At 44.0% G+C, this 23718-nt stretch carries 16 protein-coding genes and 1 tRNA gene; 8 read left to right on the forward strand and 9 right to left on the reverse strand.

Features of this window, described 5'->3' with window-relative positions:
• Positions 1-65: 65 nt before the first annotated feature.
• From ABIC84_RS15280 to nadD, 3 genes are all read left to right on the forward strand, one after another.
• The gene (locus ABIC84_RS15280) at positions 66-941 is read left to right on the forward strand and encodes a YicC/YloC family endoribonuclease (protein WP_229701771.1); all 876 of its coding nucleotides are present in this window, start codon (positions 66-68) and stop codon (positions 939-941) included.
• 76 nt (positions 942-1017) lie between these two features.
• Positions 1018-1599, forward strand: coding sequence for a guanylate kinase (gene gmk, locus ABIC84_RS15285; RefSeq protein ID WP_429264087.1), 582 nt, complete (start codon positions 1018-1020; stop codon positions 1597-1599).
• An 88-nt stretch (positions 1600-1687) separates the two neighbouring features.
• A complete protein-coding gene (gene nadD / locus ABIC84_RS15290; RefSeq protein WP_091173065.1) occupies positions 1688-2260 on the forward strand; it encodes a nicotinate (nicotinamide) nucleotide adenylyltransferase in 573 nt (190 codons plus the stop codon).
• A 71-nt stretch (positions 2261-2331) separates the two neighbouring features.
• On the opposite strand, the gene ABIC84_RS15295 is transcribed toward nadD, so the two are convergent.
• The 4 genes from ABIC84_RS15295 to ABIC84_RS15310 form a co-directional block, all read right to left on the reverse strand.
• A complete protein-coding gene (locus ABIC84_RS15295) occupies positions 2332-2793 on the reverse strand; it encodes a MaoC family dehydratase (RefSeq protein ID WP_090534746.1) in 462 nt (153 codons plus the stop codon).
• A gap of 63 nt (positions 2794-2856) precedes the next feature.
• Positions 2857-4473 carry an ATP-dependent DNA ligase gene (locus tag ABIC84_RS15300; protein WP_429264088.1) on the reverse strand — a complete coding sequence of 539 codons (1617 nt, stop codon included), beginning with the start codon at positions 4471-4473 and terminating at the stop codon, positions 2857-2859.
• A complete protein-coding gene (locus ABIC84_RS15305; protein ID WP_429264089.1) occupies positions 4470-5567 on the reverse strand; it encodes a ligase-associated DNA damage response exonuclease in 1098 nt (365 codons plus the stop codon). Before ABIC84_RS15305 ends, ABIC84_RS15300 begins: the two co-directional genes overlap by 4 nt.
• Positions 5568-5836: 269 nt before the next feature.
• Positions 5837-6775 carry a S66 peptidase family protein gene (locus ABIC84_RS15310; RefSeq protein ID WP_429264090.1) on the reverse strand — a complete coding sequence of 313 codons (939 nt, stop codon included), beginning with the start codon at positions 6773-6775 and terminating at the stop codon, positions 5837-5839.
• Positions 6776-6889: 114 nt separating this feature from the next.
• Between ABIC84_RS15310 and metG the strand changes: the two genes are divergently transcribed.
• On the forward strand, positions 6890-8959 hold the full coding sequence (metG, locus tag ABIC84_RS15315; RefSeq protein ID WP_429264091.1) for a methionine--tRNA ligase: 2070 nt from the start codon (positions 6890-6892) through the stop codon (positions 8957-8959).
• A gap of 138 nt (positions 8960-9097) precedes the next feature.
• Positions 9098-9169: transfer RNA gene (locus tag ABIC84_RS15320), tRNA-Arg, on the forward strand.
• 161 nt (positions 9170-9330) lie between these two features.
• On the opposite strand, the gene ABIC84_RS15325 is transcribed toward ABIC84_RS15320, so the two are convergent.
• The 3 genes from ABIC84_RS15325 to ABIC84_RS15335 form a co-directional block, all read right to left on the reverse strand.
• Positions 9331-12231, reverse strand: a complete 2901-nt coding sequence (locus ABIC84_RS15325; RefSeq protein ID WP_429264092.1) for an ABC transporter permease — start codon at positions 12229-12231, stop codon at positions 9331-9333.
• 950 nt (positions 12232-13181) lie between these two features.
• Positions 13182-14816, reverse strand: coding sequence for an ABC-F family ATP-binding cassette domain-containing protein (locus ABIC84_RS15330; protein WP_429264093.1), 1635 nt, complete (start codon positions 14814-14816; stop codon positions 13182-13184).
• Between the two features lie 328 nt (positions 14817-15144).
• Entirely contained in the window at positions 15145-15909 is a 765-nt protein-coding gene (locus tag ABIC84_RS15335; RefSeq protein ID WP_090534736.1) for a DUF4382 domain-containing protein, read from the reverse strand.
• A 349-nt stretch (positions 15910-16258) separates the two neighbouring features.
• Between ABIC84_RS15335 and ABIC84_RS15340 the strand changes: the two genes are divergently transcribed.
• Positions 16259-17299: a methyltransferase gene (locus ABIC84_RS15340; RefSeq protein WP_429264094.1), complete on the forward strand. Its 1041-nt coding sequence runs from the start codon at positions 16259-16261 to the stop codon at positions 17297-17299.
• 44 nt (positions 17300-17343) lie between these two features.
• Here the strand turns inward: ABIC84_RS15340 and ABIC84_RS15345 are convergent, their stop codons facing one another.
• Entirely contained in the window at positions 17344-18120 is a 777-nt protein-coding gene (locus tag ABIC84_RS15345) for an SDR family oxidoreductase (RefSeq protein ID WP_429264095.1), read from the reverse strand.
• Between the two features lie 365 nt (positions 18121-18485).
• On the opposite strand from ABIC84_RS15345, the gene ABIC84_RS15350 reads away from it, so the two are divergent.
• Together ABIC84_RS15350 and abc-f are read left to right on the forward strand one after the other, a co-directional pair.
• Positions 18486-19100 carry a DUF1349 domain-containing protein gene (locus ABIC84_RS15350; protein ID WP_429264096.1) on the forward strand — a complete coding sequence of 205 codons (615 nt, stop codon included), beginning with the start codon at positions 18486-18488 and terminating at the stop codon, positions 19098-19100.
• Between the two features lie 241 nt (positions 19101-19341).
• Positions 19342-20931, forward strand: coding sequence for a ribosomal protection-like ABC-F family protein (gene abc-f, locus ABIC84_RS15355; protein WP_426582458.1), 1590 nt, complete (start codon positions 19342-19344; stop codon positions 20929-20931).
• A 69-nt stretch (positions 20932-21000) separates the two neighbouring features.
• Here abc-f and ABIC84_RS15360 read toward each other — a convergent pair whose 3' ends face one another.
• Positions 21001-23658: a ligase-associated DNA damage response DEXH box helicase gene (locus ABIC84_RS15360; protein ID WP_429264097.1), complete on the reverse strand. Its 2658-nt coding sequence runs from the start codon at positions 23656-23658 to the stop codon at positions 21001-21003.
• Positions 23659-23718: the final 60 nt, after the last annotated feature.

A 23718-nucleotide genomic window follows, 5' to 3' on the forward strand; every position in this document is an offset into this window, starting at 1 on the left:
TTTAACAGTGACCTAACCTCTAATCTCCGATCTCTAACCTCTAACTAAATTTGCTATCTTTGCGCATGATAAAATCCATGACAGGGTATGGAATTGCCAGTTTTGATTCGGGCAGTACAAAATACACCGTAGAGGTTAAATCCCTGAACAGCAAATTTTTAGAATTATCGCTTCGTTTACCGAAGATTTTTGCCGAAAAAGAGTTTCAGCTGCGTAATGACTGCAGTAAACTCATCGAGCGCGGTAAAGTTAACTTATCTATTAACACCGAGCAGGTAAGTCAATCAGTAAAAGCGGCAGGCATTGATAAAGATCTGCTCAAACATTATTACAACCAGCTAAAATCAGTAAGTGAAGAGCTCGGCGAGCCAACCGGCAACCTGCTTCAGCTGGCATTGGGCTTACCCGAAGTTGTTAAATACGAAGAAGATACCATATCCGAAGATGAGTGGAAAGCCGTTGAAAAAACTTTTCAGCAGGCGATGGCCGCTTTCCAGGACTTCAGGGCTCAGGAAGGTAATGTTATTGAACAGGAGATTAAAGGGCGTATTAACACTATATTAAAAAACCTGGAGCTTGTTGAACTGGAAGATCCTAAACGTGTTCCTTTAATTAGAGAGCGCCTTAATACATTCTTAGCAGAAGCCGCAAGCCGCGAAGCTATAGATCAAAACCGGTTTGAACAGGAACTGATCTATTATATTGATAAGCTTGATATTACCGAAGAAAAGGTAAGGCTGAAAGCGCATTGCGAATACTTTATCGAAACATTAAAAAACGCTGATGCAAACGGCAAAAAGCTGGGCTTCATTTCGCAGGAGATTGGTCGCGAGATCAATACATTAGGATCAAAAGCCAATGATGCCAACATCCAGAAACTGGTAGTAGGCATGAAAGAAGAACTTGAAAAAATTAAAGAACAACTGTTAAACGTATTGTAAAGTTCATAGATGATGGTTCATAGTTCATGGATTAACGCCATTACTATAACCAGCTATGAACCATGAACTATAAACTATGAGCCAAAACGGTAAACTCATCATATTTTCGGCTCCGTCGGGTGCTGGTAAAACCACAATAGTACATCATTTGCTGGGAAAAATTCCTGATCTTGAATTTTCTATTTCGGCCACCACGCGTGAGCGCCGCGGCGATGAGGTGCATGAAAAAGATTACTACTTTATAAGCAAAGAAGAGTTTTTGCACCGCATAGCCAAAAAGCAATTTGTTGAATTTGAGGAGGTTTATACCGGTACTTTTTATGGCACGCTCCGTACTGAAATTGAGCGCATCTGGGCAAAAGGCAAAACAGTAATATTTGATATTGACGTTGAGGGTGGCCTTCACCTTAAACGCAAATATGGCCCCCAGGCTTTGGCTATATTTGTACAACCGCCATCGCTTGAGGTTTTAATTGAAAGGTTGACCGGCCGTGGCACCGATAGCGAAGAAAAACTAAAAGAACGCTTTGCTAAAGCAGAAAAAGAGCTTAAATACGCTCCGCAATTTGATATTATACTCAAAAATTACGATCTTGAAACTGCTTGCGCAGAGGCTGAGGAATTGGTGAGTAACTTTATTAGCCCCCCGGCCCCCTAAAGGGGGAGTGCAAAAAACTCATTTTGTACACCGGGAGCATTTAATCTACAAAACTTTTAATTTCCCCTTTAGGGGTTAGGGGCACAACATGAAGATAGGCTTACTGTTTGGTTCATTTAATCCTATACATATAGGGCATTTGATTATTGCCAATTATATGGCAAACCATACCACGCTTGATAAGGTATGGCTGGTTGTATCGCCCCAGAATCCGTTAAAAAAGTATGGCGATCTGATCAACACTTATGACAGATTGGAGATGGCCCGCCTGGCTACTGATAATGCAACCAATATTAGTGTGAGCGATGTTGAGCTGAAGTTGCCCCAGCCATCGTATACCATTGATACCCTTGCCCATTTAAAGGAAAAATATCCCGAGCATGAATTTGCCCTCATCATGGGTTCGGATAACCTTGGCTCCCTGCATAAGTGGAAAAACTATAAGCTTATCCTGCGCGATTACCGCATTTACGTGTACCCGCGCCCCGGGTATGAAAATGCCGAACTGGCCGATCACCCTTCGGTTACCATCACCATGACGCCGCTTATGGAACTTTCGGCTACGTTTATCCGCAAATCAATAGCCGAAAAAAAGAACGTGCAGTTTTTTGTACCAGATCCGGTATTGAAATTTATTGAGAGCAAAAGCTTGTACAGGTAACTCTGTAAATCTAAATCGCCCGTCATCGCTTCGTACCTCACAGCAATAACGGGCGATTATTAAGTGTGGGTTTACCCAATAAAATGATATAAAAACACTACTTCGCCGGTGAAAGCCGGTTTGCGTTGGTCTTTTATTTCGAGTTCGATGGCCATGGTGGATTTCGTTGTGCCACGAAGGTTAAGCAAGCTGGTCAGCTTTACCTTTAATCGTACTTCATTATCAACCAGCACCGGTTGTGCAAAACGAAGGTTTTCGATACCGTAATTAATTTCCATTTTCAGGTTTTCGATCTTTACGATCTCTTTCCATAGGTGAGGGATAAGTGAAAGTGTAAGGTAGCCATGTGCAATGGTTGACTTAAATGGGCTTTCAGTTTTTGCCCTTTCCGGGTCGGTATGGATCCATTGATGATCGAGGGTTGCATCGGCAAATTTGTTGATCTGCTCCTGCGTAATGGTGTGCCATGATGATACGCCAAGGTCGTTGCCAACCTGCTGTTCAAACTCCTGAAAACTGCTGATTACAATCATATTGGGTTATTGATAGTTAGGTTTTTTTAATATTGAAGCCGCAAAGGTATTAAATTATAGTGTTTATTCGCCTAGTAATGCCTTTAAGCTTTCCAGTGTATCAGCTTCTTCTTTGGGCTTATCATGCCGCCACCTCAGGATCCGCGGGAAACGCAATGCTATACCCGATTTATGCCTGGTTGATTTATTGATGCCCTCAAAACCTATCTCAAACACCAGCTCGGGCTTTACGGTACGTACGGGGCCGAATTTTTCGATGGTATTGCGTTTTACAAAATAGTCTACCTTATTGATCTCCGCATCGGTAAGCCCCGAATAAGCCTTGGCAAAAGGTACCAGCTTGTCGCCATCCCAAACGGCGAAAGTGTAATCGGTGTATAGGTCGGCCCGGCGGCCATGACCTTTTTGTGCGTAAATCATTACAGCATCAACCGATAACGGATCGATCTTCCATTTCCACCAATCGCCCCGGCGGCGGCCTACCTGGTAGGCCGCGCTTTTGCGTTTCAGCATGATCCCCTCGGCTATCATAGCGCGCGACTGTTCCCTGATACTTCCAAGCTGCTCCCAGCTTTCAAACTGAATCAGCGATGAAATACGGAACACTTCGGAATACCGTGTCTCTGTTTGTAACTGTTCCAAAATTTCCCGTCTTTCAGTTTGGGATTTATAGCGGATATCTTCGCCTTTATGTTCCAGGCAATCATAAGCAATAACGGCTACCGGGCTTTCTTCCAGAATTTTTTTGCTGAGATTTTTTCTGCCGATACGCGTTTGCAGCACGTTAAACGGCATAGGCAAGCCATTTTGGAAACTGAGGATCTCACCGTCAATCACCGTACCATCGGGGAGGGCATTTAAAAAGAGATGCAGCTCAGGAAACTTTTCAGTAGCCAGATCTTCGCCGCGGCTCCAGATAAATATTTCCCCATTACGCTTTATCATTTGCGCACGGATCCCATCCCACTTCCACTCAGCCTGCCAGTCGGATGCATCACCGAGGGCGATCCCTACTTCAGCAGGAGTTTTTTGTTTTTCGGACGTTTCCTGGATAGGATAGGCCAGGAAGAAAGGATAAGGCCGGGAGATATTAGCTTCGGCATCCTGCTCTGCTATCAATTGCGAAAACTGATAAGTTTCGGGCAGCCAACTCCCCATAATGCGATGGGTAAGTACTGCGGGTTCGAGTCCGGAAATATCCGCCAGCGCCTTGATTACCAGATTTTGCGATACCCCAACCCTGAAACTGCCGGTAAGCAGTTTGTTAAAAACAAAGCGCTCCTGGTTATCAAGCATGGCCCATGAATCCATCAGCCATTCTTTTTTTTGCTCTTCGGTTTTATAGTTAAGGGCATTGATCTCGGCTATCCATTCGGTAAGCGTTTTGCTGCTGCTCGCGTCACTTTGAGGCATAAGTAATGCCATAGTTTCTGCCAAATCTCCCACTACATGATAGCTTTCCTCAAACAGCCAGGGAGGAATGTGTGATGCCTCGATGGCCCAGTTTCGTACCAGCGTTGAATTGATCTGCCGTTTTGGCCCGCGACCGGTAAACAAAGCAAGCATGTGCATTTTATCGGTATCGGGCACCGTATTAAAATAGTCTTTTAATACTTTAACCTTTTCGTTGGTTTTATTGGTTTCGTCAAGCGAAAGAAAGAGTTGGGCGAAGGCTTTCATGAATCGGCCCCTCCAACCTCACCTAAATCCTCTCCAAAGGAGAGGACTTCCTTTTCTGGTTCTCCGGCGCTTGGAGCCTCCCCTTCGGGGAGGTTGGAGGCTTCTTCTTCGCCGCCATAAAGCGTATGCACCTCCCGGGCATTAAAACCAATCTCATTTAAATATCTCGAAAACGTGGCTGTGTATCCATGGGTAAGGTAAACGCATTCACAACCCGTAGCACCAATAGCACTAATAAGGCCATCCCAATCGGCATGGTCAGAAAGCACAAAACCCCTGTCGGCAGCGCGGCGGCGTTTGGCGCCACGGATGGCCATCCAGCCTGAACAATAACCAAAACTATAAGGCTGAAACTTCCGCATCCAGGGCGTACCTACCGATGACGGTGGGGCTATAATGATTCCTTTACGTACCTCTTCTTTTGAACTTTCGGGGGTTATCCGCTCAGTTGGGTTTAACAATACGCCATTACGGCGCAGGGCCTCGTTGGTATTTTCGATAACACCATGGGTGTAAACCATGCCATTAAACAAATCGAGGTTTTGTAAGATTCGTTGTGCTTTACCTAAGGAGTAACCTACAATTACTGTTGCCAGTCCGTTATCGAGATTATGACGCCACCAACTATTGATCTCATTGAAAGTTTGTACCTGCGGCTTCCATTGGTAAACCGGCATCCCAAAAGTACACTCTGAAATAAAGTGATGGCATTTAACCGGCTCAAACGGAGTAGAAATCCCATCATCTTCTACCTTGTAATCGCCGGATACTACCCAAACCTCGCTTTTGTATTCAACGCGGATCTGCGCTGAGCCGATCACGTGGCCTGCCGGGAAGAGAGACACAGTAACACCATTCTTGTGTACTATTTCACCATACTCAACCGTTTGCAGGTTGATTTCGCCTAAACGGTACAACAAAACCTCGCGCGAAAGATGATGGGCAAGGTAATGTTTATGCCCCCAATAAGCATGATCAGCATGGGCGTGGGTTATTACAGCATCATCAACCGGCTTCCATGGATCGATATAAAATTTGCCCTGCGCGCAGTAAATCCCTCTATCTGTAAATTCAAGCAGCGGTTTTTTAGCCATGTTATATAAACTACTGATACGCGAATTGGTTTGCCCCGCCCCCCCAGCCCCCTAAAGGGGGAGCTTTAAAAGCAGGGGAATGTGCGATTCCCCTCTTGAGAGCATAGCCGTCAATTTAAGGAATTAAAAAGCGGGGACCGTGCGATTCCCCTCTTGAGAGGGGCGAAGGGGTGTGTTTATGCAAAGCGCTGATGAACGCAGCCGAAACACACCCCTTCTATCGCTCATTCCTCCGCGCCCCCTCTCAAGAGGGGAACTTTTTAAAACCTTTATTTAAACCACAATTTAGCCTGCTTTTCATCAACCAGCAATCCTACCTCTCGCCCCAACACCAAACTATTATTATCCGGAATATGCCCGGCCGGGAAATCGAAACACACGGGATAATTATATCCTTTTACAATATCCATCACTATTTGCGATACGGTTTGGCCAAAGGGGATATCATTATCTTTAATATCCGTAAAACCACCTACTACCAAACCTGATAGGCTTTTTAGCTTCCCTGCCCTGTCCAACATCCGCAGCATTCTATCTACCGAATACAGATATTCGCCAACGTCTTCAATAAACAGGATTTTCTCCGTATAATCTAAATCAGATACTGAACCTGCAGAAGCCACCAGCAGCGATAAATTGCCGCCTACAATAATACCCATAGCTTCGCCGGGCTTGTTGGTATCGTGTGTTGCAAATTCATAACTTAAGTCTTCGCCAAATAACGCCCGCCTTAATGTATCTATAGAATGTTTCGATGCATCAGGAATATTAACAGGCATTTGCCCATGTATGGTTTGCGCACCATAATTAGTGAACAGGTGAGTGTGTAATAGCGTTATATCACTAAAGCCGATGAGCCATTTTGGATTTTGTGCAAAACGGCTAAAGTCAACCTTGTCAATCATCCTCACGGTTCCATAGCCCCCGCGGGCGGCAATGATGGCTTTGATACTGTCATCGTCAATAAAACGCTGCATATCGGCTGCCCTAAAATCATCATCGCCGGCAAATTGATGAAATGAGGCTTCTACAGTATCTCCCAAAACAACTTCCAGTCCCCAGCTCTGCAGAAGCGCGATAGCATCTGTCATGGGGTTGGGCAGTTTTTTGGCAGGGCAGGTGATGGCTATTTTGTCGCCTTTTTTGAGGTATGGAATTAGTCCGGAAGTCCGCAAGTCCGCAAGTCCGGAAGATTTTATATTATTCATTTGTAAATTATAATAAAACTATGTGTTCGGTCTTCAGACTTTTCCGACTTTCGGACTTCCTCACTCCCACTTAAATCAATTATCTTTGCACACTATTTACCAAGGCGATATTTAATGTCACAACTCAACAAATATAAACGATTCACCATTACATCGGCCCTGCCTTATGCCAACGGCCCCTTACATATCGGTCACCTTGCCGGTGCTTACCTGCCGGCAGATATTTTTGTGCGGTATTTAAGGCTGAAAAAGAAGGACGTGGTGTACATATGCGGCTCGGATGAGCACGGTGCTGCTATTACCATCAAAGCCAAAAAAGAAGATACTACCCCGCAGGCCATTATCGACAAATACCACAAACAGATAAAAGATAGTTTTGAAGAGTTCGGTATCGCATTTGATATTTATCACCGTACCTCGTCGCCTATTCATCATGAGCTGAGCCAGGAGTTTTTCCTGAACCTGTATGAAAAGGACGAGTTTGTTGAGAAATTCTCGGATCAGTATTTTGACGAAGATTATCAGCAGTTTTTGGCCGACCGTTATATCATCGGTACCTGCCCTAATTGCGGTAACGAAAATGCCTACGGTGACCAATGCGAGCGCTGCGGCACCTCCCTTAGCCCTACCGACCTCATCAACCCGATCTCGACCCTGAGTGGCAAAACGCCCGTGCTTAAATCAACCAAGCACTGGTACTTGCCGCTGGATAAATATCAACCGTGGTTGGAGCAATGGATAGATGCCAAAGAAGGCAGCTGGAAAGTTAACGTTTTTGGCCAGTGTAAATCATGGCTTAAATCGGGCCTGCAACCGCGTTCCATGACCCGCGACCTTGACTGGGGCATTGACGTTCCATTAGCCGAAGCCAAAGGCAAAAAGCTTTACGTGTGGATGGATGCGCCTATCGGCTATATTTCGGCTACCAAACAATGGGCCATCGACAACAAAAAAGACTGGAAATTATACTGGAAAAAGCAGGCCGACGAGCAGGATGATGCTTGCTTATTGCATTTTATCGGCAAAGATAATATCGTATTCCACTGCATTATTTTCCCATCCATACTGCACGCACACGGTGAATATATTTTGCCGCAAAACGTGCCAGCCAACGAGTTTTTGAATTTAGAAGGCGATAAGCTTTCTACCTCACGCAACCATGCAGTTTGGCTGCACGAGTACCTGGAAGAGTTTCCGGGCAAACAGGATGAATTACGCTATGTACTAACCTCCATCCTACCCGAAACCAGCGACAGCGAGTTTACCTGGAAAGATTACCAGGCCCGTGTTAACAACGAGCTGGTAGCCATATTAGGTAACTTTGTGAACCGGGTAATGATATTGATGCACAAGTTTTACGGTGGTAAAATTGAGGCTGATACTGAAAAGATAGAATTTACCGACGCACCCCTGAGCACCGGCATCGGCGAATATTACGACGAGATAGAGAAGAACCTTGAAGCTTACCGCTACCGCCAGGCTTTGCAGGCTGTAATGGATATGGCCCGCTTAGGTAACCGTTACCTAACCGAAAAAGAACCATGGAAAACCATTAAAACAGATCCTGCCGCTGCTAAAGAAGCGCTGCACAACTGTTTGGTGCTGATTGGTCACCTCGCTACCGTGGCGCAGGCCTTTTTACCCGCTACAGCTAAAAGGATCATTACTATGCTTAACCTGCCTAATGAGCCGATAGCTTATGACCAGGAAATGTATTTTAACAACGGCCATCAGTTAAACCCGGCTGCATTGTTGTTTGAAAAGGTAGAGGATGATGTGATAGAAGCCCAGCTTAAAAAACTTGCAGATAAAAAGGTAGTAGCTCCACTAAAATCGGCCGATGTGTTGCCCGCAAAGGAAAACGTTAATTACGAAACCTTTGCTACCATGGATATACGCACCGGTACCATTTTAGCAGCCGAAAAGGTTGCCAAAACTAAAAAACTGCTGAAGCTGACTATTGACACAGGCATCGACGAACGCACCGTAGTATCAGGCATTGCCGAATATTATGAGCCGGAGAACATCATCGGTCAAAAAGTGAGCATCCTGGTAAACCTGGAGCCAAGGGAGATCAAAGGCATTGTATCGCAAGGCATGATCCTGATGGCCGAAAACAGCGAAGGCAAGCTGAGCTTTGTTGCCCCTACTGAAGATTTCCACAATGGCGCAGTAATTCGTTAAATGTGCAGACTTCAGGTGCGAAGATGCGCAAATGAGCAGTTTTTAAATTTTGAATTTTAGGGTGTGATTTTTCAATGAAAAATTGCACCTTTGCAAACTAAATAAAAGATCGGTCTTTTTTGAGGCTGATTTTTAAACGGTCCCGTAGTTCAACGGATAGAATAGGAGTTTCCTAAACTCTAGATATGAGTTCGATTCTCGTCGGGACCACGTATACTTATTTCAAGAGCAATCATAAGCCTGTAAATGTTTAATTTACAGGCTTTTTAGTTTTGGTAAAATGACCATTTTAACATCATTTATTATAAACCCTGATTGCCTTAACTTTTACCCGTAGATTAAGCTATGCAATCGTTCTTTTTGGTACAAGCCTATTCAGAACGGAGTGTTTTCACCGGATTAGCCATTGCAGCCTTTATCGCCTGAAAGCTTACGGTAATCAGCGCAATGGCTAAAGCGGCAAATCCAGCTATGGCGAACATCCAATATTGTATTGTTGTCCGGTATGTATAGCTCTGCAGCCAGTTGTGCATCAACCACCATGCTACCGGAAAAGCAATAACACATGAAACAGTTACCAATTGCAGAAATTCTTTAGCCAGTAAACCGGTTAGTGCTGTAACAGATGCGCCGAGTACTTTCCTTACACCAATCTCTTTTGTACGGCGTTCGGCCGTATATGCAGCCAATCCAAATAAGCCCAAACAGGAAATAAAGATGGCGAGCATGGCAAACAATCCTGCAAGGCTACCAATAAGCGTTTCGGAGGAAAACAGATCATTAAAATCTTTGTCGGCAAACCTGAATTCAAAGGGGAAACCCGGGTTTTCCTTCATCATTACCTCACGGGTTTTTTCCAACCCCTTCGACAAGTTTACGTTTGGTTTAAAGCGCAAGGCCATCACAGTGGCTGAATAATTACCGTTAAACATTACTAAAGGGGCCCCACTTCCATATACATCATTGTATATAAAATCTTTAATTATGCCAACTATGGATAGTTTGTATCGTCCCGTGGCTATTATGCTTCCAAGTTTACCTTCTTTACCCATCAATCTGGCCATGCTTTCATTGATAATCACACTTGTACTATCCACCATACCGGGGTAAAAATCCCGCCCTTCAACCAATTGCATATGCATGGTCTTCACGTATTCAGCACTAACCACGTTTGAATGAATTGCAAGTTTAGCATTTGGATTTTTTCCCTGCCAACTAAAGCCGTCGCCAACACTATATACGTGCAATGCATCGTGTAAACTTGTTGCTACGTTTTCAACATACCCCGTTGCAGTAAGATCGTTTTTTATGGTGCTGAAGTGGTCTTTCATGTTGCCTTGCATATCCATATAAATGAGGTTATTCTTATTATAACCCAAATCTCTTTCCTTTATATGCTGAACTTGCCTGTAAACCACTATAGTGGATATAATCAAAATAACGGATGAGGCAAATTGTATGATCACCAGCCCCTTGCGAATAAAAATAACACTTGCGGCGCTTTTTACTTTAATGCCTTTTAAAGCTGTTATCGGATTAAATGACGATAAATAAAAGGCCGGATAAAGTCCGGCAACAATCCCGGCTATTATACCGATACCCAGCAGTCCCCCGAGATGGGTAAGGCCAAACAAGTTAACTGATAGCTGTTTTTGTACAAGGTTATTGTAAAATGGCATTAATATGTACAACAGGGCTACGGCCATTATTATTGCAATAAATGACATCAGCATTGATTCGCTGATAAATTTTCCTATTAAATTTACCTTGTTTGCTCCTATGACCTTAAGCACGCCTACCTCTTTACCACGCTGCTCCGAACGTGCTGTGGATAGATTCATAAAATTGATGCAGGCTATAAGCAGAACAATAATTGCTATCATTGAAAAAAGCTTTACGTACTTTATACTGCCTCCGTTTTGCATGCCGTTTACAAAATTGCTTCGCAAATGCCAGTCATTCATGCTAAACAAAAAACACTGATTGGTTGCTTTATCAACTTTAGTGGCTAAATAGGTTTTTAATTTTTTATTAATGGTTGCAGTGTCGGCCGTTGGCGATAGCTCAACAATGGTTTCTGTAAGGTTATTGCCCCAGGGCTTTAACCAGGTATTTGCATTTTCCCATGTGGTATACGGAGAAAGCCATTGAAAATGATAATAGCAATTTGCAGGCAGATCTTTGTATACACCGGTAATCTTATAAAGCCCGTCAACGCTATATGCTCCTTTAGCATTCATTCTGATGGTTTTCCCAACTGGATTACTGTTACCAAAAAATTTGCGGGCCATGGTCTCACTGATTACCACATCATTAGGATTGTTCAATGCTGTTGTAAGGTCCCCATAAATAAAGGTTAACGAATACATAGAAAGTACCGAAGGATCAGCGTACATACCGTTTTCTTTAACAGTTTTTTCACCTAATACAACAAGTTCATCCATTGCCCAACTGAGCCGCCCGCTATTAACAATCCCGGGGATCTCCGCTTTCAAAGCTGCAGCGAGCGGCCCCGGCGTTGAACCGTTAGTATTTATGCCTGCATCGCTTTTTTCATTTTGCATAACATGATACAAGTGGTCGCGCTTCGCGAAATTGTGGTTGAAATTCAATTCATCTTCAACCCACATAAAAATTAGCGAGGCACTAACTATACCTGTCGCCAAACCCACAATGTTTAAGGAGCTATAAACCTTATTCTTTTTTAAATTTCGCCATGCGGCTTTGAAATAATTTTCAAACATATTGTTGCGATTTAATTTGTAAGCAGACCACTTAGTTAGCGGATCATGACTCAAAATTAACGGCGCAAGTTGGTTGCTACCTCCCAGGTTATAAGATGGGAGTACTTTTTGAAGGTGATTTTTATATTCAAGCGGGCTTTTTCCGGTTAGCTGCTTAAAAATACGGTGAAAGCTACTTTGCGAATTGAAGCCCGATTCAAAAGCGATTCCGAGAACGGTTATATGATCATAAGCAGGGTCTTGCATTTTACGGGTCGCCGCCCTAACACGGTACGCATTGATGAAATCATTAAAGGTTTTTTTTAGCGCCTGATTGAGGATCCGCGATAGTTCGTGTGCGGTAATGCCCAGCTTTTCTGCAAGAGAACTTAAACTTAATTCAGGGTCCTCGTAATACCGGTTCTGTTCAACAACCCTTTTAAGCCAGATTCCTTTTTGCTTAAGATCCGATGTTAGCAAAGGCGTTAAATTTAAAACAGCGGTTGACTGTACTTCAATTTCCTGTCTTAAAAATGCCCTGGCTGCCATACATATCAAAGTCACCATCAAGAGAAAATAGATGGGATAATAGGCTTGAACGCTTAATTCGTAACGGTAAAAGCAATAGTCGGCAACCGTAAAAGGTATCCACAGCAACCATATTAACCCCAAGCCCGAAAGTAGGTTTTGAAGCCATCGAAACTCGTGCCGGTACCGGTCCCCGCCATTGAATTTCATTTCCTTATAAAAGTTTTGGCTCAAAATATAACATCGGTATAAGTAAACAATGACCGAGATGAATGTTAAAAAATGAATGCCAGAGTTTGATAATTGAAATAGAAGTGAATTGTAATTTATCAGCCCTGTTTTAAGGGCTTTGTTTGCCTGTAAAAGATAAAAGCTTAATTCCAGCAACGAGGGAACAAAGTGTAGTAAATCCTGGCGTTTGAGTTTTTGTTTAGGATAAATTATGCTTCGTGCGTAGAAATAAAGCAGAGGCCCCAGCGCCAGTGAATAGTGCAGGGGCAGCAAGTTCCAAATCGGATTATAGCTGAAGAGTTTACTACCTATCCCAACAATTTGCCCCATCCACAACGCTGCTATAGTAACGAGAATTGCCAAAAAACGGTTTGCTAACTGATTGCCTCTCCTAACGAACAATAGGAGGAACGCCAAAGTAAATGCGATGAATAGCATTCCGAAAAAGGCGAGATCATAAAGGGTAATATGAAACGTATAGGTTTTCAACTAATACAAAATCTCAATTCACGATCCAGAAACGCAATTATCTAACCAGCAAAATGTTATCTGATATTTCAAGTATAAACTGTATCGAAAGCGAACAAAATAATGTCCGTTTTTGAATTAACTTTTAATCACATTGCTTGTATCCTCTGAAAAGGTATTCGGCTCTCATATTTTAACGGCTATTAAAATAAATAAAAGCCTGCAAATGTTGATTTGCAGGCTTTTATTTATTCATCAAAGCAATAAAAATTTTACCCCTGCTCAATCTGCTTCAAACTATCCATCTTCTTATACGCTAAAAACCCTTTGATGTCCTCAAAGTGTTCACGCACGCGTTTATTGCCAAACTCGAATACTTTTTGTACCAGTCCATCAAGGAAATCACGGTCGTGAGATACCAGGATCAGTGTTCCGTCAAAATCTCTTAGAGCATCTTTGATGATATCCTTGGTCTTCATGTCCAAATGGTTGGTTGGCTCATCCAGGATCAGTACGTTTACAGGTTCCAGCAGTAGCTTGATCATAGCCAAACGTGTTTTCTCTCCGCCCGAAAGTACCTTAACCTTTTTCGTAGTATCATCGCCGCTGAACATAAATGCACCTAACAGATCTTTGATCTTTACCGTGCCATCACTCAAAGGGATCTGATCAATGGTTTCAAATACCGTTAAATTCTCATCTAATAAGGCTGCCTGGTTTTGGGCAAAGTACCCGATCTTGGCATTGTGACCTACTTTTAAACTTCCTTCAAAATCAATCTCGCCCATAATAGCTTTAATCATGGTCGATTTGCCTTCACCGTTTTTACCAACAAAAGCCACTTTTTCGCCCCGCTCAATCACCATGGCTGCCTTTTGGAACACTACATGGTCACCATAGGTTTTTGTCAGGTCTTCAACTATTACCGGGTACTGACCGGAACGTGGCGATGGCGGAAATTTCAATCGCAATGCCGAAGTATCCACTTCATCTATCTCAATGACCTCAAGCTTTTCGAGCATTTTTACGCGGGATTGTACCTGCAAAGTTTTGGAGTACGTGCCTCTGAACCGGTCTATAAATTCCTGGTTATCGGCTATAAAACGCTGTTGTTCTTCGTATGCTTTTAATTGATGTACCCGGCGGTCGGCACGCAGCTGAAGATAATGGGTGTATTTGGCTTTATAATCGTAGATTCTGCCCATGGTTACCTCGATGGTACGGTTGGTGATATTATCCACAAATGTACGGTCGTGGGAGATAACCATAACTGCCTTGGCTGAGTTAACCAGGAAATCTTCCAGCCATTGTATACTCTCAATATCCATGTGGTTGGTGGGCTCATCCAGTAAGATCAGGTCTGGTTTTTTTAACAGAATTTTGGCCAGCTCGATCCGCATGCGCCATCCGCCCGAAAACTCGGAAGTTTGGCGGGTGAAATCCTTGCGCTCAAAACCCAAGCCCTTCAATACCTTTTCTACCTCCGCATCATAATTCACCTCCTCCTGCGAATAAACTTTTTCGCTCAGCTCCGATACCCGTTCAATCAGCTTCAGGTAGTCGTCACTATCGTAATCGGTACGAATGTTAAGCTGCTCATTCACTTCGTCCAACTCTTTCTGCATCTGATTAGCCTCGTCAAAAGCTTTCATCGTTTCCTCAAAAACGGTAACGTTATCCTGGGTAAGCAAATGTTGCGGCAAATACGCTATTACCGCGTCCTTTGGTCCGGTTACGTTGCCTGTAGTAGGTTTGGCTGCGCCGGCGATGATCTTGAGGATGGTCGACTTGCCTGCGCCATTCTTACCCATCAGGGCTATCTTATCGTTCTCGTTGATGGAGAAGGTTACGTCACTAAATAAGGTGGTTCCGCCAAATGAAACGGAGATGTTGTTGACATTGATCACTGTATGCTAAAATTGAATTGCGCGCAAAGATAAGCGAAAGACATAGAATTATAGCAGGAAGTATGAAGAGACCCTATCGAACCGCGATTGACTATACCGATGTTGAAGATTTGCAGTCCACCTATATCAAAAAAATAAATAGCAAATAGCCCAATTTAGGAAACGCTGCAAGCTATGAGCTTAGAAATATCCTCACTGAGGCCAAATTTCAACTAAAAAGCCTTTAATCTGAAGATCAAAGGCTTTTTACAAGATATAGGTTAACGGTGCGGAGATCATCTAACCATCCGCTGAATCTCCGCTGTTTCCTTTTAATGATAGAGCAGGGTTACTGGGTAATGTTCACCGTTCCCATATCAGTGACGGTGCCGTTTGTTACCGAAATGTTGGTTACTGTTTTGATGGCATAGGGGCTAACCGGCACAAATTTCACCTGGTAACTGCCCGCTGCCAGGCCAGGGAAATAATATTTACCGGTGGCATCTGTAGTTGAGCCAATGGTGTCGGCACCCGTAATAGCATATACCTTCGGTGAGGATGCGGCAGGACTAACTACACCGGTCAGTGCACCTGAAGCGGCAGTGGCAATTGCGCGGATCACTGGTTTGAGGATGTACTTGCCGTTACCGGTAAGTACTACGGATTGCGCGGCGTCAAAGTCCAAACGCATAGTATAGGCAATACCGGCGGTAAGCTTATCATGAACGTTCAGCTTCACACCTGAGGTCTGACCGCTTGGCGTGGTCAGGTCATATGACACACCGGCTACAATCACGCGGTTACCACTGTCGTTCAACACCAGGCGCACCTGCTGGATGGTCCCTGCTGGGATATCCTGGTCGGCCAGCACAGTATCACGGCCCGAACGGAACCGCAGAATATCAACGGCGCCTCCATCCACATTGAGCGTTTGTTCACCCTTATCGGTTACAATGATCACACTTTTGATATTCAGGATCACGGCATCAAAAGCGCCGGGTGCATCAGTCATTTTCACGGTCACGTGGGCGGTACCCCCGTTATTTGTGCTATCCTTTTTACAGGAAAAGAGCATAAGGCTTAGGGCTGCGGTAAATAAAAATAGCTTTTTCATAATTTAAAAAGTTTGTTTATTGAGGGAACAAATCCGCGTATTTTTTGTGCCAATGTGACGATGAATGATGTGATTGTGTCGACGAATAGGCTCATAGCAGTTTGCAGCAATGCTTTATCACCTTTTGCCGGAAGCACAGCTCATTCTCTTCGCAAAAAATTATCATGCCATCTCCCCATTCGGCCCGAACAGAAAAAGGTATAATCAATTAACATAAATACATTCTTCATAATTATCAATTCCTCTTTCTTCTTAAATTAAATACCTGTATTTTAGATAATTAATTTCTCCCGCCCGGGTAGAATTCGCCGAAAGGCATCACCAGTTTTAAACCGATAATTACTAAAAAATGGAACAGCAACCTAACCAGCCATCACCCGAAAACATTATGAAAATTGGCACAGGATTTTGGGCCTCAAAAATCCTTTTAACTGCCGTAAGTTTTCAATTGTTCACCCGACTTGCCGAAAAGAAAACCATGAAAGCCAGCGACATCAAAAACATTTTAGGGCTTAAATGTACCGACAGGAATGTTTACGATTTTTTAGATGCGTTAACCATTTTTGGTTTTTTAAAGCGTGAAGGTATTTTGGATACGGCTATTTATTCAAATTCTCTCGACACAGACACATTTTTAGATAAAAACAAGCCATCATACATTGGCGGCATCCTTGAAATGATGGACAATCGTTTATATACATTTTGGGGTAGTCTGGGCGAAGGGCTGCTTACCGGGCTTCCGCAAAATGAAATAAAAAAGAGCGAGGATTTTTTTGGCCTAATATATTCAGATCCTGAAAAATTGAAAGGGTTTATTAATGCAATGAGTGGCATTCAAATGGGGAACTTTATGGCCTTTGCTCAAAAATTTGATTTTACCAAATACAAAACGCTGATTGATGTAGGCGGTTCGGCCGGGCTGCTTTCATTGATGGTTGCCAGGCATAATGCTCATATGCGTTGCACCAGTTTTGACCTCCCGCCGGTTGAACCCGTTGCAAACGCAACTATACAGCAATTCGGGCTATCCGACCAGGTAAAAACAGCAAGCGGCGACTTCTTCACTATGCCGATACCCAATGCAGATATTGTTGTAATGGGAAATATCCTGCATGATTGGGACGAGAAAAATAAAATATCATTAATGAAAAAAGCTTATGACGCGCTCCCCGCCAACGGAGCATTTGTAGCTATCGAAAACATAATAGATAGCGAGCGGAAGCAAAATGTTTTTGGAATGATGATGAGTTTGAATATGCTTATTGAAACAGGCACCGGGTTTGATTACACATTTGCCGACTTTAACAGATGGGCAAATATTGCCGGGTTTAAATCAACTTCAATCATTCCATTAACCGGGCCATCAAGCGCGGCAATTGCATACAAGTAGATGAGTGGTTCGATATTACATACAGGCAATAAGTTCGAACTTTATTAAAAAATAGCGCGGCTGGCGCCTCCATCTACCTGTATGGTTGTCCCGCTGATGTATGCCGCCTGGGCAGATGAAAGGAATGCTACCAGGGCTGCAAACTCTTCTGGCTTACCAATGCGTCCGAGCGGAATGCTTTTAGCTTTTTCCCTAATTGCCTCTTCGGGGTCTACGTCCTGGGGCAGTGTGTGCCTGATCCGATCTGTCAGAATAAGGCCCGGCGCAATGTTATTGACGGTAATTCCGTAAACGCCTAATTCGTCGGCAAGCATTTTTGCCGTACCAACTACGCCCATACGCATTGCGGTGGACAGCACTGAGTTGGTCAATACGGACTTGACGGAACCGCTAACGATATTGATAATACGACCGCTGCCTGCCGTTTTCATGAACGGCAATATCAACCTGGATGTGCGAACGAAACTGAGCATGTTTTGTTCATAGGCTTGCTGCCATTGTGTGTCGTCAAAGCTCTCAAACTTTCCGAAAGGTGGCCCGCCGGCGTTATTAACCAATATATCTATCCGTCCGTATATGCTGCCCGCCCGATTTATAAACGAAGCCAATTGCTCGCTATCGCTGACGTCTACCGGGAAGCAGGCCACTTTATTGCCCGTTTTTGAGCTGATGTCTTCTGCGGCCTCGTTAAGTTCTGCCGCGTTCCGGGAACCGATGATGACTTTAGCGCCTTCTGCTGATAACGCCATTGCCGAGGCTTTCCCTAATCCTTTACTTGCCGCCAATACAACAGCTACCTTTTGATCTAATGCGAGGTTCATAAGCAAATCTTTTAAGAAGTAAATCTCCTGAATTTTTAACTATAAGACCTGCTGTTCTAAAAAATTGACGATTAGCCCACAGTCAAACAACTATTCAGTTTTTTTGCGAAAGATTACAAATACTCCATGTGGTTATTACTTTGATTTTGGGCTGATTTTTCTTCAGCCATTTGCCTGCTCAGTTTCCGTCTAAACCTTGAAGCTAAAGATTCCAAATCACGTTTCTGGATGTCTTCAGGCCTATTTTAAAAATTAGTAATATCACTCCCTCTGTGGCCTTATATGGCGTGGCGTGACCCGGCCAACGAAGTAAAAGTTTATAAACTAAAACGACCTTCATTCTTTATTATCATAAATTTACCTCCATGAAAAAACTAACCTTTTTAACCTTATTTGCCCTGCTCAGCAAATTTGGTTTCGCACAAAATTTAAACAGTATGCAGTGGTACAGTAAACCTCAAAAATCATTAATAGAAGGCAGTACGCTGCACATGACCGTTGACCCCGCAACCGACTACTGGCGGGTAACACACTATGGCTTTATCAGGGATAACGGTCCATTTTATTTTACCGAACAGCAAGGTGATTTTGAAGCCAACGTAAAAATTACCGGGGCCTACAAAGAGCTGTTTCACCAGGCCGGGTTAATGGTAAGGATAGATAACAAAAACTGGATAAAAACCGGAATTGAATATGTTGACGGCGTGCAAAACGTAAGCGCTGTAGTTACCCGCGAAGTTTCGGACTGGTCGGTAGTGCCGAGGCATGACAGTCCCAAATCGGTTTGGCTGAAACTGCTGCGCAAAGGCGATTTCGTAGAAATCAAATATTCGTTCGATGGTGAAAAATATGATATGCTCCGCCTGGCTTATTTTCCGCCCAATGTAAAAGCGATGATAGGAATGGTGGCGGCGGCGCCCGGCAAACAAAGCTTTGATGTAAAGTTTGAAGATTTTAAAGTACAGAAGATCGGCAAATAATTTTGTCGGAAGATTGATATAGAATTAAGCCTTTGAACTGACGTTCGAAGGCTTTTTTTAAGCTGATTTCTGGTAGAAAGAGGATGGAATATCTCCCTCATTGCATTTCAACCATTTTTATTATTTTTGCCGCGGTAAACAACCATTCCCTTTATGTGATAAATAATTTCTTTCAGAACAAATAAACAGCGCCGTCACCACAACACACGCTGTAATTATTCACGCTTTAAAGAAAGAAATTATGCTTATTCTGCACGATATCACTTATATACACCCTAACCGTGATCTTTTATTTGCCGGTATAGATCTCGTAGTTAATAAAAACGATAAAATAGCCCTCATAGGCAACAACGGCACCGGGAAATCAACCCTGCTTAAAATATTGGCCGGAAACTTACAGCCCGCAAGCGGCGTGGTAAAAACCGGTGCGAAACCATATTATGTGCCCCAGATTTTTGGACAGTACAATGCGTTTAGCGTTGCCGAAGCCCTGCAAATAGCGGATAAACTAAATGCCTTAAAGCAGATCCTTGAGGGCAATGTTACCGATGAAAATATGGCCCTGCTCAATGACGACTGGGCCATTGAGGAGCGCTGCCGGGAAGCGTTTATCCATTGGCAGCTTAAGGATATTGATCTTTCGCAAAAAATGGGCACGCTTAGCGGCGGGCAAAAAACAAAAGTATTTTTAGCAGGCATCGTCATTCATCGCCCCGAAATAGTTTTGCTGGATGAGCCGAGCAACCATTTGGATAACACAAGCCGGGAACTGTTGTATAATTATATCCAATCAACCAATAATACGCTGGTGGTGGTTAGTCACGACCGTACCTTACTCAACTTACTTACTACGGTTTGCGAACTTAGCAAGCGAGGTATAACCGTTTACGGCGGAGATTACGATTTTTATGCCGAACAAAAAATGATGGAGGGCGATGCCCTGAACCAGGATGTAAAAAGCAAGGAGAAAGCGCTCCGCAAGGCTAAGGAAACAGAAAGGGAATCAATTGAACGGCAGCAAAAGCTGGATGCCCGCGGTAAAAAGAAACAGGAAAAAGCCGGTGTGCCAACCATCATGATGAAAACGCTTAAAAACAGCGCCGAAAAAAGCACCTCGAAGATGAAGGGTGTCCATGCCGAAAAAACTGATGCTATCGCACAGGAACTAAGCCAGCTGCGTACACGGTTGCCGGATATTGATAAAATGAAGATGGGTTTTGACAATTCGACACTTCATAAAGGGAAGGTACTGATTACCGCTAAGGACCTTAACTTTGGATACGAAGATCAGCAGCTTTGGACCCCGTCGTTAAGTTTTCAAATCGCCAGCGGCGAAAGACTGGTGATCAAAGGGGCAAACGGCTCGGGCAAAACAACGCTGATAAAGATGCTGCTGGACTCACTGAAACCACAATCCGGCACAATTGAACTTGCGGCGGTCAAAGCCATTTATATCGACCAGGATTATTCACTCATCAATAATAAGCTCAGTGTTTATGAACAGGCGGAAGAATATAATTCGGGCGTATTGCAGGAACATGACATCAAAATTCGCCTCAACAGGTTTTTGTTTACTAAGGAGTATTGGGATAAACCATGCAGCGCCCTGAGCGGCGGCGAAAAAATGCGGCTGATGCTCTGTTCATTAACCATCAGCAACCAGGCACCAGATATGATCATCCTGGATGAGCCCACCAATAACCTCGATATTCAAAACATCGAAATTTTAACAGCAGCTATTAACGATTACCGGGGAACGCTCATCGTTGTATCGCACGATGAATATTTTTTAAAGGAGATCAACGTAGAACAGGAGATTTTGTTAGGGTAAAAAGATAGAAAAAAGAGGGGGCTACCTGTTTGCTTTGCATACAGCTGGCCTGCTTTTGTTTTTCATTATTTAAAACCCTTTCTTCCTTGTAATTCCCGGCTTCCTGCTTTTGCGTTCTGCTGGTTCCGGAACACCTTCGGCACCATAGCTGCGGGCCATCTTGGCTATGCGCTCTTCCATGGTCTCGGTAGTCAGTCTTTCCCGGCCAAGGCTGTCAACCATGATCGGAAAGGCGAAAGGTGTTGGTCGCTCAATCACTTTCAAAATGATATTTTGTGTTTGGATCCGTTGCAAAGCAGCCCTTAGCCTGAACTCTTCCAATTGAAAGGCCAAAGCCTCGTTATAGGCCTGGCGTACCAGTAAGTTATCCGGCTCATACTCGCTGAAAACTTCAAACAGTAATGAAGTTGATGCCTGCAAATGCTTATTCTTAACCTGCTGACCGGGATAACCCGTAAACACTAAACCTCCAATATGTGCTATATCCCTGAAACGGCGGCGGGCCATTTCATTGGCATTTAAACTGTGCTGAATATCATCTATCAGGTTATCTATCGAAAAAAAACCGGCATCTTCCAGTGCTTCTTCAATAGGTATATCTTCGTCGGTAAGCAATTCAAAACCGTAATCATTCATGGCGATAGAAAAACTTGCAGGCCTTATTTTACTGATGCGATAAGCCAGCAGCGATGCCATACCTTCGTGAACCAACCGCCCTTCAAAAGGATAAAACAACAAATGGTGCCCTTCTCTCGATTTAAATGACTCGATCAAAAATTCATGGCTTTGCGGTAAGTGCGATAATTGCTGCTGCAAATCAAAAAGCGGTTTCAAAGCTTTAACTTCTACATCTTTTTCAATTCCATGCGCCACCTCATCCAGCTTAAGCCTGAACACGGCAGCCAGTTGCGATGACAGCGGCATGCGTCCCCCGTTCCAACTCGGAATGATGCCTTTGGTTGAGTTGGATTTTTTAACGTAGGCTGTCATTTCCTTCACGCGTACAAACTCCAAACTCCTGCCTGCAAACCAAAAAGTATTACCGGGTTTTAACTTCGATACAAAGGACTCTTCAATAGTACCCAGACTACCGCCGCTGAGCCATTTTACTCGGATGCTTAATTCACTGGTAATGGTACCAATACTAAGCCGGTGCCGCATGGCTACTCTGCGGCTATTTACTTTATACAATCCGTTTTCAACCTCAACTTTTAAAAATTCATCATACTGGGCAAGTGTTTTACCGCCGCTGGTAATAAAATCAAGTAATTGTCCAAATTCGTTCCTGCTCAAATCGGCAAAGGCATAAGTGGTTTTAACCTCCTTAAAAAGCTCGTCGGCGTAAAAACCATCAGACACGGCCAGTGTCACCATGTACTGGATCAGCACATCCATGGTAAGCAGCATCGGATCGCGGCTTTCAAAAATCTTATTCTTAATAGCTTCCTTCAGCGCCGCGCCCTCCAATAACTCGAGCGAGTGCGTGGGTACAAAATAGGCCAGAGATGTCGCTCCCGGATGGTGGCCGCTTCGCCCCGCGCGCTGCATAAATCGTGCTACTCCTTTCGGGCTTCCTACCTGCACTACGGTATCTACCGGCCTAAAATCCACCCCCAAATCCAAACTTGAGGTGCATACTACCAGTTTTAGCGCTTCGGCATGCAGGGCGGCTTCTACCCAGTTGCGCAGCTCGTTATCCAATGAGCCATGGTGCATAGCCATGATGCCCGCATACTCGGGGTAATTATCCAAAATGGCATGGTACCAGATCTCCGATTGAGAGCGGGTATTGGTAAATATCAGTGTGGTTTTACTTTTGGCAACTATTTCCATCACCTCGGGCAGCAGCTTTAACCCGATATGCCCCGCCCAGGAGTAATTTTCAATATTCTGTGGAATAATAGACCGGATATCCAGCTTTTTCTCCAGGTTAGCGCGCACCATTTTAACCTGTTCCGGCGGGAAATCATTTCCTAATAAAACTTCGGCAGCCTGTTCAAGATTGCCAATGGTTGCGGAGATACCCCAGATTTTGAGTTGGCAGTTTTGAGTTGGCAGTTGGCAGTTTTTGGTTCCGTTTACACTCTCGTTTGGCACCCTATTCCCTGCAAACGGCAAACTGTCCACTACAAACTGATTATTACTGCCCACTGTAAACTGCCCACTGCAAACTGTAGCGAGGGCCTTAAGCCTGGACAAACCCAGCTCCACCTGCACTCCCCTCTTCGTACCCAGCAACTCGTGCCATTCATCAATCACAACCACCTGCAATTGACTGAACAGTTTAGGATATTCCTTTTGGGCAAGCATGAGGTGCAAGCTTTCCGGCGTGGTGAGCAGCACTTCGGGCAGCTTTTTTTTGAGCGCCTGTTTTTCGGCAGCGGGGGTATCTCCGGTTCGGGTAGCTATGCGCCATGGTAAACCTATCTCATCGCAGGCTTCCTGCATGGCTTTACGGATATCGTTGGTAAGCGCCCGTAATGGCGTTATCCAAAGCATCAGCAAACCGTTATTTTGTTTTGTTTTATAGGTATCGGGATGTGTGTTGATGAACCCCGCTAAAAAAGGCAGGAACAGGGCAAAAGTTTTACCGCTGCCAGTGGGAGCATTCAACAAGCCTGAATAGCCGCCAAGGTACGCCTCCATCATTTCGGCCTGGAAAGGGAACTGCTCCCAATTTTTTTCCATGTACCATTGCTGTATAACCTGTTGGCCTTTGCTTGTCATTATCCTGTTAACAAAATTTTTGTTGTTTGGTTATTGCACAAATAATCGAGCCAACAAAAT

The sequence above is a fragment of the Mucilaginibacter sp. 3215 genome, assembly GCF_050433785.1.
Classification (GTDB): Bacteria; Bacteroidota; Bacteroidia; order Sphingobacteriales; family Sphingobacteriaceae; genus Mucilaginibacter.